The sequence below is a fragment of the Geothrix mesophila genome (assembly GCF_022808835.1).
GTDB classification, from domain to species: domain Bacteria; phylum Acidobacteriota; class Holophagae; order Holophagales; family Holophagaceae; genus Geothrix; species Geothrix paludis.
Genome location: NZ_JAKZLD010000001.1, coordinates 1,299,596 through 1,316,663, shown reverse-complemented (window position 1 = coordinate 1,316,663; position 17,068 = coordinate 1,299,596). Strand labels below are relative to the sequence as shown.

Genomic DNA, 17,068 nt, shown 5'->3' with positions numbered 1-17,068 from the left:
CTGAGTGGGAGGACGCGACTTCCGCCTGACGCCCCCTGCCTCGCAGGGCGCTCCCGCTCGCCCTGCGGGCTTTCGGAGGCGGAGCCTTTGTCGCGTCTGATCGAGGGCTGCCAGACTGGATGGGTTATGACTGGCCACCTCATCCTTGTCCCCACCCCGATCGGCAACCTCGGCGACCTCACGGACCGCGCGAAGGAGGCCCTGGCGGAGGCCGACCTGGTGGCCTGCGAGGACACCCGCCGCACCGGCGGCCTGCTCAAGCATCTGGGACTGGACAAGCCCCTGCTGCGCTTCGACGACCACGCCGGCGCCGCGGCCTACGAGCGCATCGGCCTGGAGCTGGCCTCGGGCCGAACCGTGGCCTACTGCAGCGACGCGGGCATGCCAGGTATCAATGATCCCGGCTTCGAGATCGCCCGGGCCGCCCGGGCCGCCGGAGCCAAGGTCACCGTGCTGCCCGGCGCCTCGGCCGTGCTGCTGGCGGTGGTGGCCTCGGGCCTGCCCAGCCACGCCTTCAGCTTCTGGGGCTACCTGCCCAACCGCAGCGAGCCGCGGCGCACCTTGCTGCGCAAGCTGGGCGCCGAGGAGGAGACGGTGGTCGTCTTCGAGACGCCCCACCGCATCCACGAGACCCTGTCCGACCTCTCGGAGCTGCTGCCGGACCGCGAGATGGCCCTGGGCCGCGAGCTGACCAAGCTGCACGAGACCTGGTACCGCGGCACGCCGGACCAGGTGAAGGCCCAGCTGGGCCGCGAGGACCGCGGCGAGATGGTGCTGGTGCTGGCGGGCGCCGGGGCCAAGCGGATCGTCAACGACGAGCAGGCGGCGTTCGACGGCACCCTGCCGGATTGGGCGAAGGCCTACCTTGCCGCCGCCCGTGAAGGCGGCATGACCCTCCGCGAAGCGGTGAAGCCCCTGGCCAAGCACCTGGGTGTGTCCGCCTCCGAGCTGTACCGCTTGGCGGCCGACCTCTAGGGAAGACCGGATCCTCCGGCGGGCCTGTCCCAGCCCTCACCCCGACTCGTGCCCGATTCCGTGGGTCGCGACCATGTGGGTCGCGAAGCAGGCTCCGGTGGAGCCTGCTTCGCGGGGCCCCACAGGGAGCGAGTTTGACCATGTGGGTCGCGGAGCAGGCTCCAGGGGAGCCTACGGAGCGGGGCCCCACAGGGAGCGAATCATGCCGAACTCGCGCGCTGGACTAATCGGGCTCTGAGCCGATGCCGTGGGTCGCGACCATGTGGGTCGCAGAGCAGGCTCCGGGGGAGCCTGCAGAGCGGGCCCCACAAGGAGCGAGTCATGCCGAACTCGCGCTCGGGACTACTCGGACTCCGAGCCGATGCCGTGGGTAATGCTCTGGTGCCCGAACACCTCCCAGGCCAGCTGCCGGAACCGCTCCGTATGGCCCCAGTCCCTCTCCCGGTCCATCCAGAGCTTGAAATGGATCAGCTCGTGCTCGAGGATGCGCCGCTGGATGTCGTCGGGCGTGTGGCAGTTCATCCCGCACACCGGCTGGGGCCAGGGCCAGTCGCGGCGGCGCAGCAGGGGGATGCTGAGGCGGATTTCGGGATGCCACTTCCCCCGCGAGTCCTTCTCGATCACGAAGAGCCCCGCGCACCGGGCCATGCGCGGGGACCAGATCACAGGTGGCGGCGCGAGGTCCCATCCCGCCTCTCGGAGGATGGCCTGGGCCTTGTGGCGGAGCGTGAGGTTCAGGTTTCTGCTCTCCAGAGGATTCGATGGCTTGTCTGTGATTGTAGGGGCAGATCAAGAGATCGGGCCCGGTTCCGCGGCACCGGATTCCGGGGTTTCAACGCCCCACTCGCAGCCCTCAATTCCAGTTGTCGATCTTCAGGTCGCCGGGCGAGGGCTTTCCGGCACCCGCCTCCGCGTAGGCGCGAAGGCTCAGGAGGAAGGTCGCCCACTTCATGCTGCAGTGGGCCATGAACTCGGTCGATTCAGCCCAGTTCCGGTGACCGAACAGGACGATGGTCTGATTGTCCTGCCGGGAAAGCTGGAACGTGATCAAGGTTCCCAACCAATCCGAAGGCCCCTCGGTGCAGAGCCATCGCACCTCGTCGGGAGCCTTGAGCTCCTGGACCGTCATCGCCATCTTTCCGATGAGATCCCCGGCGGGCGACCGGAAGGAGAACGTGATGGCTCCGCCAAGCGCGGCATTCCCTTCCGTGTCTTCAGTCCACCAGTGCGCCAGGCCTTCGAGGGTCGTCAATGCGGAGTACACCTTTTCCGGTGAAGCCTTGATTCCCACGCGATGAATGATGTCGACCATAGAACCTCCGTTGTGTTTTCGGGACACAGCCCGCTTCACCTGCATTGGCAGGCGATGAATCGGTTTCGAGTTCGTTTCAGTACAGGAAAAGAGAATGACGCCAGGCACGATCGGCGAGTTCCTCGAGCCCGAAGAGGGCTGCACAGGGTCAGGACTGGGGCATGGGCCTCCTCTGGATGTCAGGTTTCGACGAAGGCCTTGAGCCGCCCCAGGGCGACGTCCCACTCCCTGGACAGGCGCTCCAGGTACTGGTGGGCATCCTCGAGGCGCTTGGGCTCGAAGGTCCAGATGCGCTCTCTTCCCTGGCGGCTGCTCTTGACGAGCCCCGCTTCGGCCAGCACGTCGAGGTGCTTGGTGATGGCCTGCCGGGAGACGTCGAACTGGCCGCTGAGACGCGTGACGGTGAGCGGCCCCCCGGAGCAGAGGCTCACGAGCAGGCCCAGACGCGTGGCATCCCCCAGGGCGGCGAAGAGCGGGGCCGCATCCTTCAGCCGCGTAGAGGAGAGGGCCTCAGCTCGTGACATGGCGTTCGATCCTGACCAGCTGGCTCGTCCAGCCCCCATCGTTCATGCGGAAGGCCTCGTCGCGCCGATCCGGAGGCAGCTGGTCGAAGCCGGACTCCACCACCTTGAGCAGGGTGCCGCCCTCGGCCGCTTCGAGGTGGAACTCCACGAGGGTCATGGGTTCGATCGAGTAGTCCCGCTTCATGTCCATGGGATAGGGGTGCCAGCGGTAGGAGAAGAGGCGCTCGGCTTCCATGCGTTCGATCCTCATTTCCAGGTGGATGTGCGAGTAGTCGGGGTGGGTGATCCGTCCGAAGACCGGCTGACCGGGGGCGAAGCGCCCCTCCAGCTTCATCCCGAACCACGTGCCGAACTCCTCGGCGTCCGACAGCGCCTTCCAGACCCGAGTCCGGGGAGCGCGGAGATGGATCTCCTTCCTGATGCAGTCGGTGGTCGATGTCGTCATGCGTAACCTCCTGGTTGCATGTTAAGCGAGTCGGGGAATGATGCAACCCCCTGGTTGCATTTTTTCTTGCCAGGGCCGATGCGGACCTTCCGGCCCGGCGTAGGCTTGGATCGGGTCACTCCCGGACGGGGGCCGGGGGAAGGAGACGCGCCATGATGAGGGCCCTTCCACTGCCAGAGGTGTACACCTTGTTGGAGCCGGGACCGGTGGTGCTCCTCACCACGGCTCAGCGGGGGCGCGCCAACGTCATGGCCATGTCCTGGCACATGATGATGGAGTTCAATCCGCCCCTGGTGGGCTGCCTGGTGAGCGGCGCCAACCACAGCTTCGAGGCCCTGCGGAAGACGCGGGAGTGCGTGATCGCGATCCCCGCGGCCGGGCTGGCGAAGCAGGTGGTGAAGGTGGGCAACGCCTCGGGCCGCGACCTGGACAAGTTCGCGGCCTTCGGCCTCACGCCCCTGCCGGCGAAGAAGGTGGCCGCGCCGCTGGTGGCCGAGTGCTTCGCGAACCTGGAGTGCCGGGTCGCGGACACGCGCTTCGTGAACCGCTACAACCTCTTCGTGCTGGAGGTGGTGCAGGCCTGGATCGACCCCGCGCAGAAGAAGCCGAAGACCCTCCACCACCAGGGGTACGGCGTCTTCGTGGTGGACGGCGAGACCATCCGGTTGAAGTCCGGCAAGCCCTGAGGCCCGGCCGCTCAGCGCCCGTAGGTGCCCATCCAGGTGCCCTCGGCCAGGACCTTCCCCTTCATCGCCGCGTCCACCTGGGCCCGGCTGGCGCCGGCAGGGAGGCCCAGGGGGGCTGAGAGGGCCAGGAGGCGGAAGAAGTAGCGGTGGGGCTTTCCAGGCGGGGGCGAGGGGCCGTTCCAGCCCAGACGACCCCAGCTGTTCTTTCCCTGGTGCGCGCTACCCGGAAGATCCGCCGTGCGGGGCTGGTCCTCCGCCAGGGACCGGGCCGTTCCCGGCAGATCATAGAGGACCCAGTGGACCCAGGTGCCGGCGGGGGCGTCCGGGTCATCCACGATCAGGGCGAAGGCGACGGTGCCGGCGGGCGGCTCGTCCCACTGGAGGGCCGGGGAGCGGTCGGCGCCGTCGGCGGTGTGGGCGCGGGGGATCGTGCCCCCGTTCGGGAAGGCGGAAATCCGGAGTTCCATGCGGGCCTCCTTCGCCGGCGAGAGGGCCAGCAGGGCGGGGAGCAGCAGGATGGGGATCATGAGCGTCAGAAATCCTGGATGGCGAGGGGGATGCGCCGGCGGCCGAAGGACTGGGGATCGGCCTCGAAGTGGCCAGGGATCACGGCGCCGCAGTCCGGGCAGCGGCCATCCGGACCCAGACGGTTCCGCTCGATGCGGTACCAGTCGCGAACGATGAGGGGGGCCTGGCAGCCGGGACAGTAAGTCGTCCCCCCCGCGGCATCGTGCACGTTGCCGGTGTAGACGTACCGGAGGCCGGCGGCGAGGGCGATCTCCCGCGCCCGGGTGAGGGTGGATGCGGGCGTCCGGGGCAGATCGGTCATCTTGTAGTCCGGATGGAAGGCGGTGAAGTGGAGGGGGACATCGGGGCCCAGCTCCCGGGCGATCCAGGCGGACAGCGCCGCGAGCTCCTCGCTGGAATCGTTCTGTCCCGGGATGAGGAGGGTGGTGATCTCTATCCAGACTTCCGTCTCTTGCCGGAGGTACAGGAGTGTGTCCAGCACCGGCTGGAGGTGGGCCGCGGAGAGGCGCGCGTAGAACCCCTCCGTGAAGGCCTTGAGGTCCACGTTGGCGGCGTCCATCTTCGCGTAGAAGGCCCGCCGGGGCTCGGCGTGCATGTAGCCGGCCGTCACGGCGACGGTGCGGAGGCCGCGCTCGTGGCAGGCATCGGCCACGTCCATGGCGTACTCCGCGAAGATCACCGGATCGTTGTAGGTGAAGGCCACGCTCCGGCACTCGGAGGCGGCGGCAGCCCCAGCGATGCCCTCCGGCGAGGCTCGGTCCGTGAGGCGGTCCATGTCCCGCGCTTTGCTGATGTCCCAGTTCTGGCAGAACTTGCACATGAGGTTGCAGCCCGCGGTGCCGAAGGACAGCACCCGCGAGCCCGGGAGGAAATGATTCAGAGGCTTCTTCTCGATGGGATCGACGCAGAAGCCCGACGAGCGGCCGTAGGTGGTGAGGACCATCGCGCCGCCCAGGTTCTGCCGGACGAAGCAGGCACCGCGCTGGCCCTCGCCCAGCTTGCAGTCGCGGGGGCAGAGGTCGCACTGGATCCGTCCATCGTCGAGGCGGTGCCACCAGCGAGCGGAGTGGGAGGTGGGATCCATGGCGTTACCCCGGACTGCCCACCTCGGCCTCCTCGTGGAAGCGCGTCACCGTGAACCGGGTGATCCGGATTCCGTCGTCCCAGAAATCCATGGGCAGGCCGGCCTTCCGCTTCAGGTGGGCCAGGAAGTCCTCGGGTTCGGGCAGCTGATCCCAGACCTGGGGCAGGAAGGCGCCCCGCAGCCCCTGCCATTCCAACACCAGGCCGTCCTCCCCCGGCCGCAGCAGGGTCAGCAGATGGGCCTGGCTGTTGAAGGGGAGCGGCTCGAGGCCGGAGAGAAGGGACACTTCCACCCGGAGGTCGGTGAACTCGCTGCGGGCCAGGGGCGGGAAGCGGGGATCGTGGAAGGCCGCCTGCCGGGCGTTCTCGGCCACATCCTCGCCGAGGGGCCGCCGGGGCTCCAGGGTGCCCATGCAGCCCCGAAGCTGGCCCAGGCGATGGAGGGTGACGAAGGTGGCGGCGGGCTCCTCGAGCCAGGCGGCAATCGGGACCGGCGACGCCGCCATGCCCAGCTTCTCCGCGATGGCGTCGCGGGCGATCCGCAGCAGGGTGGGGCCCCAGTCAATGCTCGCGTGCGGATGGGTCATGGGCGCCCTCCTGGACGAACGCGAAGGCGGCATAGCCCACCACATGCTCGCGGTCCCCGGCCGTGTCGCCGGAGTTGCGCAGGTCCATCAGATGCGGCGTCAACCGGTGGTGGCGGGCGGTCAGCAGCAGCCCGTTCACCGCCGTGGCGCCGCAGGCCTGGTCGTGGCTGGCCAGCAGGTCCAGGTCCGAAATGCTGGCGCAGGTGCGGCGGTCCAGGGCCTGCGCCCGCTCGTAGGGCAGGTAGTGGGACAGATCGGAACTCACCACGATCAGGGTCTCCATCCCTCCCCAGACGGCCTCGATGGTCTCCGCCACGCGCTCGGCGCTGGCATGGCCCACGGCCAGGGGCACCAGCTGGAAGGTGCCCAGGGCCTGCTGGAGGAAGGGCAGCTGGACCTCGATCGAATGCTCCCTCGCGTGGGCGGCGGGGCTTGTCGTCACGCCGGCCAGGGGCCGGAGGACCTCGGCGGCCGCGACATCCACGGGAACGCGCCCAAGGGGAGTGTCGAAGGCCGAGGCGCCGGGCAGGGCCAAGCCCACCACGGGCACGTGATGGGCCGGGCCCAGCAGGACCACCCGCTGGATGATGCCCCGCAGGCGATTCAGGGACGCATAGGCGCTGGCGGCGATGGGCCCGGAGTAGACATAGCCCGCATGCGGGACGATCAGGGCCTTGGGGGGCCCCAGCCATGGATTGGCCCCGGTGGCGTCCGCGAACATCGCCTGGATGGCCTGGCTCAGCTCGCTGCTCTCCCGTGGGTAGAAAATTCCGGCCACCGCAGCCGCACGGACATCCATCGTCGTGTCCATGCCGCAAAAATAACCCCTGGACCGGACCGGGCCAGGGGTTGCGGAGAGAAAGGGTGGAGACGAGGCGCGGCGGGTCGCGCTCAGGGCGCGAGGAAGGTCGTGGCGACGCCGGCGGGGGTCACGGTCCTCAGCAGGTGGTTGGCCGTATCGGCCACCGCCAGGTTGCCCGCGGGGGTGACGGCGATGCCGCAGGGCCGGTAGAAGAGGGCCGCGGTGCCGGTGCCGTCCGCGTTGCCGGCCGAGCCGCCCGCTCCGGCGGGGGTGCTGACCGTGCCATCGGTCCCGATCCGCCGGATCGCGTGGTTCTGGGTGTCGGCGACCCACAGGACCCCGGCGGTGTCCAACGCGATCCCCACGGGGGAATTGAACTTGGCGGCAGAGAGGCCGTTGCCGTCGGCGAAGCCGTAGGTGCTGGTCTGCCCGGCCAGCCGGGTCACGATGGCGCCCGGCGCGATGGCGCGGATGCAGGAATTGCCATAGTCCGCCACGTACAGGGTCCCGTTCGGCGCCAGGGCGATTCCGTTGGGCTGGTTGAACTGGGCGGCCGTGGCGGTTCCATCCACGAGCCCCGGCGCGCCGGCCTTGCCCGCGTAGGTGGAAACCGTTCCGTCCGCGGCCAGGTAGCGGATGGTGTGGTTCTGGGTATCGGCGATGTAGGCTCCGCCGGTGGTGTCCGCGGCCAGGCCGAAGGGGGCGTTGAAGCGGGCCTGGGCGCCCGGACCGTCCGTGGTCCCGGGTTGTCCTGCGGCGCCGGCCAGGGTGGTCACGGTGCCGTCGGGCGCGATCCGCCGGAGGGTGTGGTTGCCCGTGTCCGCCACCAGCAGGTTCCCGGCGGGGTCGATGGCGAGGCCGCCCGGATGGCTGAACCGCGCATCCACGCCCGGGCCGTCGGCGGAGCCGGCCAGTCCGGAGCTGCCCGCCAGGAGGGTCTTGTGGTTCGTGGCGTCCACCTTCCAGATGGTGTGGTCGTCCATGTCGGACACGAAGAGGTTGCCCGAGGCGTCGTAGGCTAGGCCCACCGGCGCAGGGAACATCACGGCGGCGGTCACGGTCAGCGTGGCGATTCCGCTGGTGACGGTGCCGTTGGGATTGGTGATGGTCACGGTGTAGTCGCCCGCATCCTCGACCCTGGGCTGGAAGATGGTGAAGCTGGAGCTGATGGCCCCCAGGATGTTCTGGCCATCCTTGGCCCACTGGTAGGCCAGCGTGGCGGCTCCGGTGGCGGTGACCGAGAAGGTGACCGGGCGGCCGGTGACGGTGCTGGCGTTCGCCGGAGCGGTGGTGATGGCCGGCGGGGTGCCCGGGGCGGAGGCATCGGCGGACTTGTGGCCAGAACAGGCCACCCCCAGGCTCAGGATGAGGATGGCGGAGAGGGACAGGAGCCGGGCCCGCATCGAACCGGCGGCCCTGACCAGGCTAGGACATCCCAGGATCATCGAATCTCTCCGAAAAACTAGACCCCGTGGGCCGAAGCGTGATGGAAGGGTGGACCGGGTCTCGCCGAATGGGAGGATCCCATGAATGGTGGCCGCTCGACCGGTAAGGTTCCACGGAGGGCCTCAGAACTCGAAGGTCGGCCCGCTGAGGGTCTGGGCATCGAGGATCTGGCCCTGGGCGTCGAGGGTGACGAGGCCCTGGGCCTGGCGGGGCGTCATCTGGCTGATCTGCTGGAGGGCCTGGCCCCGCAGTTCCGGACTTCCGCCTTCGGCGCTCTCGAAGAAGACCGCCCCCACGCGGTAGGTCTGCCTCGCGTCCTGCATCAGGTGCAGGTCGCGGAGCTGGCGCTCGTCCACCGGGCTGGGGGCGTCCGTCATGAGGCAGCGGGCCTGGGCCGTCTTGGGGAAGGCAATGACTTCGCGGATGTTGTCCACCCCCGCCAGCAGCATCACGAGGCGGTCCAGGCCCAGGGCCAGGCCGCCGTGGGGAGGGGCGCCGTAGCTGAGGGCGTCCAGCAGGAAGCCGAACTTGGCGCGGGCCTCCTCGGGGCCGATGCCGATGGTCCGGAACATCCGGCTCTGCGTCTCCGCATCGTGGATGCGGATGCTGCCGCCGCCCACCTCGAAGCCGTTGAGCACCAGGTCGTAGGCCACGGCGCGGCAACGGGCGGGATCCGTCTCCAGCAGGTCCAGGTCCTCCGGGTGGGGGCTGGTGAAGGGATGGTGGCAGGCCACGAAACGGCCCTCCCCGTCATCCTCGCCGCTCCACTCCAGCAGGGGGAAGTCCACGACCCAGAGGAAGTCGAACCGGGACTCGTCCAGCATCCCGAACTGGCGGGCGAGGCGGAGACGCAGCTCACCCAGCACGCGACTGGTCTGGGCGTCGGGTCCCACGGCGAAGATGGCCAGGCCATCCCCGGTCGCGCCGAGACGCTGTCGTAGGGCGGCTTCATCCGCGGGTTCGAGGAACTTCTTGAAGCTGCTGGAGAGCCCGTCCTTGCCCCACTTGGCGTAGGGCAGGCCGCCGGCGCCCAGCTGCTTGGCCGTTTCGCCCAGCTCGTCCAGCTGCTTGCGGCTGAGGGAACCCGCGGCCTCCCCGGGGAAGAAGAGGGCCCGCACCCGGCGGTGGCCCTGGCTCTCGGAGGCGGCGCGGAAGAGGTTGAAGGCGCTGGCGGCGAAAAGGCCGGTGACGTCCTGGATCTTGATGGCGCAGCGGAGGTCGGGCTTGTCGGATCCGTACCACTCCATGGCGTCCCGGTAGGGGAGGCGGGGGAAGGGCGCGGTCACGTCCTGGCCGATCATCTTCGCCAGCTTCACCATCAGTGGCTCGATGACGCCTTGGACATCTTCCTGGCGCACGAAGCTCATCTCGATGTCGATCTGCGTGAACTCGGGCTGGCGGTCGGCGCGCAGGTCCTCGTCGCGGAAGCAGCGGCAGATCTGCACGTAGCGCTCGAAACCCGAGACCTGGAGCAGCTGCTTGAAGAGCTGGGGGCTCTGGGGCAGCGCGAAGAACTCCCCGGCATGGACGCGGCTGGGCACCAGGTAGTCCCGGGCGCCTTCGGGCGTGGACTTGGTGAGGATGGGCGTCTCGACCTCGATGAAGTCCAGCTCCCGGAAGTGGTTCCGGGTGAGGTTCGCCACCTCGCTGCGGAGCACCAGGTTGCGTTGGAGCTGCTCCCGGCGCAGGTCCAGGAAGCGGTAGGTGAGGCGCAGATCCTCGCCCACGCCCTCGTCCTCCAGAGGGAAGGGCAGGGGCGCGGCGGTGTTGAGGATCCGCAGGCCCGTCAGGCGGATCTCGATGTCGCCCGTGGGCAAATTGGGGTTCTTGCTCTCCCGCTCAGCCACCACGCCTTCGACCGCCAGCACGAACTCGCTGCGCACGGCCTTGAGGCGCGCCAGCAGCTCCGGGTCGGCGGTCTCCTCGTTGGCCACCAGCTGCACCAGCCCCCAGCGGTCACGCAGGTCCAGGAACACGAGGGAGCCGAGGTTGCGCACGCGCCGGCACCAGCCGAGCAGACGCACGGTCTGGCCCGCGTGGTCGAGGCGCAGGTCGCCGTTGCGGTGGGTGCGTTGGAAGTCGCCGAGCCGATCGAGTTTCATAGCCTTCCAGGATCGCACCCCGGGCCGGGTCGCTCAAGGCGGGGCGGAAAAGAAGGGGAATTAAACGGAGGAAGGCGGAGGGGCGGAGGAGAGCGGAGGGTGGCCGGGGGTTGGTGATCGTGAGGCTGGGTCAGAGCGTTCTTTTCGCCGCTGATTTCGCAGATTGCGGCGATAGGGCCATGGCACCCCCATGGAGCCCATGCTGAGCCGGGGCAGGTACAGTCTTTTCTCTGCTCTCCTCCGCCCCTCCGCCCTCCTCCGCTTATTCGATTCCTTTTCTTTTTCAGTTCCCCCCAGGCGCCACAGCGACCTTGGCTCGGGAGGCCGCCCGGTAGCGCGCCCACCGCAGCCTAGCGCGGTCCATGTAGAGGTAGATGACCGGGGTGGTGTAGAGGGTCAGGAGCTGGCTGAAGAGAAGGCCGCCCACGATGGCGATGCCCAGGGGGCGGCGCAGCTCGGAGCCGGTGCCCATGCCGATGGCCAGGGGCAGGCCGCCCAGCAGGGCCGCCATGGTGGTCATGGTAATGGGCCGGAACCGCAGCAGGCAGGCCTGGAAGATGGACTCCTCCGGGGTCTTGCCCTCCCGCCGCTCGACTTCGATGGCGAAGTCGATCATGAGGATGGCGTTCTTCTTCACGATGCCGATGAGCAGGATGATGCCGATGAAGGCGATGACGCTCAGCTCCGTGCGGAAGGCCAGCAGGGCCAGCAGAGCCCCCACGCCCGCGGAAGGCAGGGTGGACAGGATGGTCAGCGGGTGGATGAGGCTTTCGTACAGGACGCCCAGCACGATGTAGACCACCAGCAGCGCCGCTGCCAGGAGCAGCGGCTGGTTCGCCAGGGAGGCCTTGAACGCCTGGGCCGTGCCCATGAAGCTGCCGCGGATCGATCCGGGCAGGCGGATCTCCTGCTGGGCCACGTCGATGGCCGCCACCGCGTCGCCCAGGGCCACGCCGGGCGGCAGGTTGAAGGAGAGGGTCACCGAGGGCTGCTGGCCCTGGTGGTTCACCGAGAGGGCCGTGTTCCGCCGCTCCAGCCGGGTGAAGGCGCTGAGGGGCACCAGGTTCCCCGAGCTGGCGCGCACGTAGGTGTGGCGCAGGCCGTCGGGGGTCTGCATGAAGGGCGTGTCCACCTCCATGACCACGTGGTACTGGTTCAGGGTCGTGTAGATGGTGGAGACGAAGCGCTGGCCGAAGGCGTCGTAGAGGGTGCTGTCGATGGCCTGGGGGGTGATGCCCAGGCGGGAGGCGCTGGCGCGGTCGATGACCAGCGAGGCCTCCAGGCCCTTGTTCTGGAGGTCCGTGTTGACATCGGCCAGCTGGGGCACCGTGCGGAGCTTCTGGAGCACCCTCGGGGACCAGTCGAACAGCTCCCGGGCGTCATCGCCCTGGAGGGTGTACTGGTACTGGGAGCTGGAAGGCCGGCCGCCGATGCGGATGTCCTGGACGGGCTGCATGTAGAGCGTGCCGCCGGGCAGGTGGGCGGTCTTCCCCCGCAGCCGGGCGATGACCTGGTCGGCGGTCTCCTTGCGCTGGTCGTTGGGCTTCAGCGAGCAGAACATGCGACCCGTGTTGCCCCCACCGATGAAGGCGGTGACGTTCTCCACGGCGGGATCCGCCTGGACGATGGCCACGTAGCCCGTCATCAGCTTCTCCATGCCCGCGAAGGAGATGTCCTGGGCGGCCTGGATGGAGCCGGTGAGGCGGCCCGTGTCCTGCTGGGGGAAGAAGCCCTTGGGGATGACCACGTAGAGGCCCACGGTGGCGAGCATGGTGCCCAGGGCCAGGCCCAGGGTGAAGCGCTGGTGCCGCAGGACCCAGGCCAGCGAGGTCTCGTAGTGGCGCATGACCCACTGGAAGGCCCGCTCCGTGGCCATGAACACGCGGCCGTGCCGCTCCTCGGCGTGGGGCCGCAGCAGCCGCGAGCACATCATGGGTGTGGTGGTGAGGGAGACCACCATGGACACCAGGATGGCCACGGAGAGGGTCACCGCGAACTCGCGGAAGAGCCGACCCACGATGCCGCCCATGAGTAGGATGGGGATGAACACGGCGATCAGCGAGATGCTGATGGAGACCACCGTGAAGCCTATCTCCTTGGCGCCGTAGAGGGCGGCCTCCATGGGCTGCATGCCGTCCTCGAGGTGGCGCGTGATGTTCTCCACCACCACGATGGCGTCGTCTACCACGAAGCCCGTGGCCACCGTGAGGGCCATGAGCGAGAGGTTGTCGATGGTGTAGCCCAACATGTACATGGCGCCGAAGGTGCCGATGAGGGAGATGGGCACCGCCACGCTGGGGATGAGCGTGGACCGCACGCTGCGGAGGAAGACGAACACCACCAGGATCACCAGGCCGATGGAGATGCTCATGGCCAGCTGCACGTCCTTCACGGAAGCCCGGATGGTGCGGGTGGCGTCGATGAGCACCTTCAGCTCGATGGTGGGCGGCAGCGAGGCCTGGAGCTGCGGGAGGATGGCCCGCACGCGGTCCACGGTGTCGATGATGTTGGCGTCCGGCTGGCGGAAGATGGGGATGATGATGGCGGGGACGCCGTTCGAGAGGCCGCGGTTGCGGACGTTCTCCACGGAATCGGTGACCTGGGCCACGTCCGACAGGCGCACGGCATTGCCGTTCCGGTACCTCACGATGAGGGGCTGGTAGTCCGCGGCCTTCATCAGCTGGTCCGTGGTGGACAGGGACCATGTGGTGCTGGGGCTGGCGATGTCCCCCTTGGGCCGGTTGATGTTGGCGGCCGCGATGGCGAGACGGACGTCCTCCAGAGCCATGCCCTGGGCGTTCAGCGCCGCGGGGTTCACGTCCACGCGCACCGCCGGAAGCGCGCCTCCCCACACGAAGACCTGGCCCACGCCCTGGACCTGGGACAGCTTCTGCTGGAGCACCGAGGAGGCCACGTCGTACATGCGCTCCCGGGGGATCATGTTCGACGTCAGCGCCAGCATGAGGATGGGGGAATCGGCGGGATTCACCTTCCGGTACCAGGGGTTGTTCGGCAGGTTCGAGGGCAGGTCGCCGCGGGCCGCGTTGATGGCCGCCTGCACGTCGCGTCCCGCCGCGTCGATGTTGCGGCTCAGGTCGAACTGGAGGGTGATGTTCGTGGATCCCAGCGAGCTGGCGGAGGTCATCTCCGTGATGCCCGCGATGCGGCCGAACTGGCGCTCCAGGGGCGTCGCCACGGAGGAAGCCATGGTCTCGGGGCTCGCGCCGGGGAGGCCTGCGGAGACCTGGATGGTGGGGAACTCCACCTGGGGCAGGGGCGAGACCGGCAGGAACTGGTAGGCGATGGCGCCCAGCAGGGCCAGGGCCACCGTCAGCAGCGTGGTGGCGACGGGCCGGTGGATGAAGGGCGTGGAGATGCTCACGGGCGTGCGGGCAGGGGCTCCAGGCGTTCCGCCTGGAGCATGGCGCCGCTGGCGCGGCGCGGTGAGATGGGGTGGTCAGGGCCGTTCATGACTCAGCCATTTCAGGCGAAACCTGTTCCGCGCCGCGCCAGCGGCGCAGCCTCCGCGCCAGGCGGTCAAAGGCCAGATAGATCACGGGCGTCGTGTAGAGCGTGAGGATCTGGCTGAAGATGAGGCCGCCCACGATGGCGATGCCCAGGGGGCGGCGTAGCTCGGCACCCACGCCGGTGCCCAGGGCCAGGGGCACGCCCCCGAGCAGGGCCGCCATGGTGGTCATGATGATGGGCCGGAAGCGCAGCAGGGAGGCCTGGTAGATGGCCTCCTCCGGCGGCAGGCCGTCCTTGCGTTCGGCCTCCAGCGCGAAGTCGATCATCATGATGGCGTTCTTCTCCACGATGCCGATGAGCAGGATGATGCCGATCAGCGCGATGACGCTGAAGTCGGTCCGGCAGATCATGAGCGAGAGCAGGGCGCCCACGCCGGCCGAGGGCAGGGTCGAGAGGATCGTGACGGGGTGGATGTAGCTTTCGTACAGCACGCCCAGCAGGATGTAGACCGTCAGGACCGCGGCGAGAATGAGGAAGGGCGTGTTCGTGAGGGAGGCGCCGAAGGCCTGGGCCGTGCCCTGGAAGCCCGCCTTGATGCTGGCGGGCATGTCGAGCTCGTTCCGGGCGCGCTGGATGGCCTTCACCGCGTCGCCGAGGGAGGCGCCAGGGGCCAGGTTGAAGGAGACGGTGGCGGTCGGGAACTGGCCCTGGTGGTTCACGGCCAGGGGCGCGGTGACGGTCTCGATGCGGGTGAAGGCGCTGAGAGGCACGGATCCGCCGGAGGTCGACCGGACATAGATGTTCTGCAGATCCTCGGGCCTCTGGTACTGGCCCGGTCGGGCCTCCAGCACCACGCGGTACTGGTTCAGCTGGGTGAACATGGTGGAGACCTGCCTCTGGCCGAAGGCGTCATAGAGCGCGTCGTCGAGCATCTGGGGTGTGATGCCCAGGCGCGAGGCGGTGGCTCGATCCAGGACGATGCGCACCTGGAGGCCGGCGTTCTGCTGGTCGCTGGCGACATCCCTGAGCTCCGGCAGCGACGAGATGCGCTCCACGAAGCGGGGAACCCACAGGCCCAGCTCCTTTGGATCCGCGTCCTCGAGGGTGTACTGGTACTGGGTGCGGCTGACCCGGTCCTCCACGGTGAGGTCCTGGATGGGCTGGAGGTACAGGCGGATGCCCTGGATCTTCGCCAACTCGGGCTGGAGGCGGTGGATGACGTCCATGGCGCTGAGGCCGCGCTCTTCGAGGGGCTTGAGGTTGATCTGGATGCGCCCGCTGTTGAGGGTGGTGTTCGTGCCGTCGATGCCGATGAAGGAGGACAGGCTCTCCACGGCCGGATCCTTGAGGATCTCCGCGGCGAGGGCCTGCTGTCGCTCGGCCATGGCGGAGAACGACACGGTCTGGGAGGCCTCGGAGATGCCCAGGAGCACGCCCGTGTCCTGCACAGGGAAGAAGCCCTTGGGGATGGCGATGTAGAGCAGCACCGTGGACGCGAGGGTGGCCACGGCCACCACCAGGGTGCCGGTCTGGTGCTTGAGCACCCATGAGAGGGTGCGGCCGTAGAAGGCGATGATCCGCTGGAAGACCCGCTCCGAGGACTGGTAGAAGCGCCCCTGTTCCGAAGGGGGCGTGTGCTTCAGCAGCTTGGCGCACATCATGGGCGTGAGGGTGAGCGACACCACGGCGGACACCAGGATGGTGACGCTGAGGGTGACGGCGAACTCGCGGAAGAGGCGGCCCACGATGTCGCCCATGAAGAGCAGGGGGATGAGCACCGCGATGAGCGAAACTGTGAGGGAGAGGATGGTGAAGCCGATCTGACCCGAGCCCTTCAGCGCCGCCTGGAGGGGCGGCTCGCCCTCCTCGATGTAGCGCATGATGTTCTCGATCATCACGATGGCGTCGTCCACCACGAAGCCCGTGGAGATCGTCAGGGCCATGAGCGTGAGGTTGTTCAGGCTGTAGCCCAGCAGGTACATCACCCCGAAGGTGCCCACCAGCGAGAGCGGCACGGCCACGCTGGGGATGACCGTCGCGGCCAGGGTGCGCAGGAACAGGAAGATCACCATGACCACCAGGGCGATGGTGAGCATCAGCTCGAATTCCACGTCCGCCACCGAGGCGCGGATGGTGACCGTGCGGTCCGTGAGGATGTTGAGCTCCACGGCGGCGGGCAGGGAGGCCCGGAGCTGGGGCATCAGGTCCTTCACCCGGTCCACCACGGCGATGATGTTGGCGCCTGGCTGCCGCTGGATGTTGAGGATGACGGCAGGCGTTCGGTTCATCCAGGCGGCGAGCCGCGCGTTCTCCACGTCGTCGGCGACGGTGGCCACCTCGGACAGGGTCACCGGCGCGCCGTTCTTGTAGGCGATGATGAGGGGCCGGTAGTCCTCGCTGGAGAGCAGCTGGTCGTTGGCGCCGATCGCGTAGGCCTGCCGCAGGCCGTCGAAGCTGCCCTTGGCCTGGTTCACGTTGCTCTGGGCCACGGCGGTGCGCACGTCGCCCAGGGTGAGGCCCTTGGCCGCCAGGTCCGCGGGGTTGGCCTGGATGCGGACGGCGGGCTTCTGGCCGCCGCTGATGCTCACGAGACCCACGCCGGGAAGCTGGGAGATCTTCTGGGCCAGCCGGGTGTCCGCGAAATCCTCGACCTTCGACAGGGGCAGGGTCTTCGAGGTGAGGGCCAGGGTCAGGATGGGCGCGTCGGCCGGGTTGATCTTGCTGTAGATGGGCGGATTGGGAAGGTCGCGGGGAAGGTAGGTGCCCGCGGCGTTCACGGCCGCCTGCACCTGCTGCTCGGCCACGTCGATGTTCAGGTCCAGCACGAACTGGAGGGTGATGATCGAGCTGCCGCCGGAGCTGGAGGAGGACATGCGGTTCAGGCCCGGGAGCTGGCCGAACTGGCGCTCCAGGGGGGCGGTGATGGCGGAGGCCATCACGTCCGGGCTGGCGCCGGGATAGAAAGTGACCACCTGGATGGTGGGGTAGTCCACCTGGGGCAGGGCGGAGACCGGGAGCTGGCGGAAGGCCAGCAGGCCCACCAGGAGCAGCCCGGCCATCAGCAGCGAGGTCGCGATCGGCCGGAGGATGAAGGGCCGGGATGGATTCAT

Annotated in this window: 14 protein-coding genes; 2 read left to right on the top strand and 12 right to left on the bottom strand. The window is 68.6% G+C overall.

Annotation, left to right across the window (positions count from 1 at the left end; genetic code table 11):
- Positions 1-126 precede the first annotated feature (126 nt).
- Entirely contained in the window at positions 127-975 is an 849-nt protein-coding gene (rsmI, locus tag MLG87_RS05960) for a 16S rRNA (cytidine(1402)-2'-O)-methyltransferase (RefSeq protein WP_243294277.1), read from the top strand.
- 342 nt (positions 976-1,317) lie between these two features.
- Here rsmI and MLG87_RS05955 read toward each other — a convergent pair whose 3' ends face one another.
- The 4 genes from MLG87_RS05955 to MLG87_RS05940 all read right to left on the bottom strand — a co-directional run bounded on the left by MLG87_RS05955 (position 1,318) and on the right by MLG87_RS05940 (position 3,256).
- Positions 1,318-1,623 (bottom strand): hypothetical protein, encoded by a 306-nt coding sequence (locus MLG87_RS05955; protein ID WP_243294276.1) that lies wholly within the window; start codon positions 1,621-1,623, stop codon positions 1,318-1,320.
- Positions 1,624-1,828: 205 nt separating this feature from the next.
- Complete coding sequence (locus tag MLG87_RS05950; RefSeq protein WP_243294275.1) at positions 1,829-2,395, bottom strand: SRPBCC family protein; 567 nt, start codon at positions 2,393-2,395, stop codon at positions 1,829-1,831.
- Between the two features lie 71 nt (positions 2,396-2,466).
- The gene (locus tag MLG87_RS05945) at positions 2,467-2,811 is read right to left on the bottom strand and encodes an ArsR/SmtB family transcription factor (RefSeq protein ID WP_243294274.1); all 345 of its coding nucleotides are present in this window, start codon (positions 2,809-2,811) and stop codon (positions 2,467-2,469) included.
- Complete coding sequence (locus MLG87_RS05940; RefSeq protein WP_243294273.1) at positions 2,798-3,256, bottom strand: SRPBCC family protein; 459 nt, start codon at positions 3,254-3,256, stop codon at positions 2,798-2,800. The genes MLG87_RS05945 and MLG87_RS05940 overlap by 14 nt, the downstream gene beginning before the upstream one ends.
- A gap of 155 nt (positions 3,257-3,411) precedes the next feature.
- Here MLG87_RS05940 and MLG87_RS05935 point away from each other — a divergent pair, with 155 nt between their 5' ends.
- Positions 3,412-3,942 (top strand): flavin reductase family protein, encoded by a 531-nt coding sequence (locus MLG87_RS05935; RefSeq protein WP_243294272.1) that lies wholly within the window; start codon positions 3,412-3,414, stop codon positions 3,940-3,942.
- Positions 3,943-3,953: 11 nt separating this feature from the next.
- Here the strand turns inward: MLG87_RS05935 and MLG87_RS05930 are convergent, their stop codons facing one another.
- From MLG87_RS05930 to MLG87_RS05895, 8 genes are all read right to left on the bottom strand, one after another.
- Positions 3,954-4,469: a YbhB/YbcL family Raf kinase inhibitor-like protein gene (locus MLG87_RS05930; RefSeq protein ID WP_243294271.1), complete on the bottom strand. Its 516-nt coding sequence runs from the start codon at positions 4,467-4,469 to the stop codon at positions 3,954-3,956.
- Positions 4,470-4,474: 5 nt separating this feature from the next.
- Positions 4,475-5,554 (bottom strand): AmmeMemoRadiSam system radical SAM enzyme, encoded by a 1,080-nt coding sequence (gene amrS / locus MLG87_RS05925; protein WP_243294270.1) that lies wholly within the window; start codon positions 5,552-5,554, stop codon positions 4,475-4,477.
- A gap of 4 nt (positions 5,555-5,558) precedes the next feature.
- Positions 5,559-6,140: an AmmeMemoRadiSam system protein A gene (amrA, locus tag MLG87_RS05920; RefSeq protein WP_243294269.1), complete on the bottom strand. Its 582-nt coding sequence runs from the start codon at positions 6,138-6,140 to the stop codon at positions 5,559-5,561.
- Positions 6,115-6,951: an AmmeMemoRadiSam system protein B gene (gene amrB, locus MLG87_RS05915; RefSeq protein ID WP_243294268.1), complete on the bottom strand. Its 837-nt coding sequence runs from the start codon at positions 6,949-6,951 to the stop codon at positions 6,115-6,117. Before amrB ends, amrA begins: the two co-directional genes overlap by 26 nt.
- Before the next feature lie 80 nt (positions 6,952-7,031).
- Positions 7,032-8,387: an SMP-30/gluconolactonase/LRE family protein gene (locus MLG87_RS05910; RefSeq protein WP_243294267.1), complete on the bottom strand. Its 1,356-nt coding sequence runs from the start codon at positions 8,385-8,387 to the stop codon at positions 7,032-7,034.
- 123 nt (positions 8,388-8,510) lie between these two features.
- Positions 8,511-10,490 (bottom strand): aspartate--tRNA ligase, encoded by a 1,980-nt coding sequence (gene aspS / locus MLG87_RS05905; protein ID WP_243294266.1) that lies wholly within the window; start codon positions 10,488-10,490, stop codon positions 8,511-8,513.
- A gap of 283 nt (positions 10,491-10,773) precedes the next feature.
- Positions 10,774-13,872 (bottom strand): multidrug efflux RND transporter permease subunit, encoded by a 3,099-nt coding sequence (locus MLG87_RS05900; protein WP_243294265.1) that lies wholly within the window; start codon positions 13,870-13,872, stop codon positions 10,774-10,776.
- Positions 13,873-13,957: 85 nt separating this feature from the next.
- On the bottom strand, positions 13,958-17,068 hold the full coding sequence (locus MLG87_RS05895) for an MdtB/MuxB family multidrug efflux RND transporter permease subunit (RefSeq protein WP_243294264.1): 3,111 nt from the start codon (positions 17,066-17,068) through the stop codon (positions 13,958-13,960).